Genomic DNA, 1,154 nt, shown 5'->3' with positions numbered 1-1,154 from the left:
ACGCCGGCGCCGACGGTGCGGCCACCTTCGCGGATCGCGAAGCGCAGACCGTTTTCCATCGCGATAGGCGCGATCAGCTCAACGCCGAACGATACGTTGTCGCCAGGCATAACCATCTCGGTGCCTTCGGCCAGGGTCACGGTACCGGTTACGTCAGTTGTACGGAAGTAGAACTGAGGACGGTAGTTCGCGAAGAACGGAGTGTGACGACCGCCTTCTTCCTTGGTCAGGATGTAGGCTTCGGCTTCGAACTTGGTGTGCGGTGTAACCGAACCCGGCTTACACAGAACCTGACCACGCTCAACGCCTTCACGGTCAACACCACGCAGCAGGGCGCCGATGTTGTCGCCTGCTTCACCGCGGTCCAGCAGCTTGCGGAACATTTCAACGCCGGTGCAGGTGGTTTTCGAAGTGTCGCGAATGCCGACGATTTCAATCTCGTCGCCAACGTTGATCACGCCACGCTCAACACGACCCGTAACAACGGTACCACGACCCGAGATCGAGAACACGTCTTCGATCGGCATCAGGAACGGCTGGTCAACAGCACGCTCAGGGGTGTCGATGTACTCATCAACAGCCGCCATCAGTTCCTTGATTTTCTCTTCGCCGATTTCAGGGTTGTTGCCTTCCATCGCCGCCAGAGCCGAACCTGCGATGATCGGAATATCGTCACCGGGGTAGTCGTAGCTGGACAGCAGTTCGCGAACTTCCATCTCAACCAGTTCCAGAAGCTCTTCGTCGTCAACCTGGTCAACTTTGTTCAGAAATACGACCATCTTCGGGATGCCAACCTGGCGGCCCAGCAGGATGTGCTCGCGGGTCTGCGGCATCGGGCCGTCAGCTGCGTTCACAACCAGGATCGCACCGTCCATCTGAGCGGCACCAGTGATCATGTTCTTGACGTAGTCGGCGTGGCCGGGGCAGTCAACGTGCGCATAGTGGCGGTTCTCGGTCTCGTATTCAACGTGCGCGGTCGAGATGGTGATGCCACGTGCTTTTTCTTCAGGCGCGCCGTCAATCTGGTCATACGCTTTGAAGTCACCAAAATACTTGGTGATTGCTGCGGTCAGCGTGGTCTTGCCGTGGTCAACGTGGCCAATCGTGCCGATGTTGACGTGCGGTTTTGTACGCTCAAACTTTTCCTTTGCCAT

At 57.5% G+C, this 1,154-nt stretch carries 1 protein-coding gene; it reads right to left on the bottom strand.

The genetic code is table 11. The features are described from left to right. A partial coding sequence (gene tuf, locus ACR0EO_RS22080; protein WP_480693060.1) for an elongation factor Tu occupies window positions 1–1,154 on the bottom strand: 1,154 nt, incomplete at both ends.

The sequence above is a fragment of the Ruegeria sp. BE9 genome, from assembly GCF_056538765.1.
Note: the sequence above shows the minus strand (reverse complement) of the source record. Positions and strands in the feature narration are given on the sequence as shown.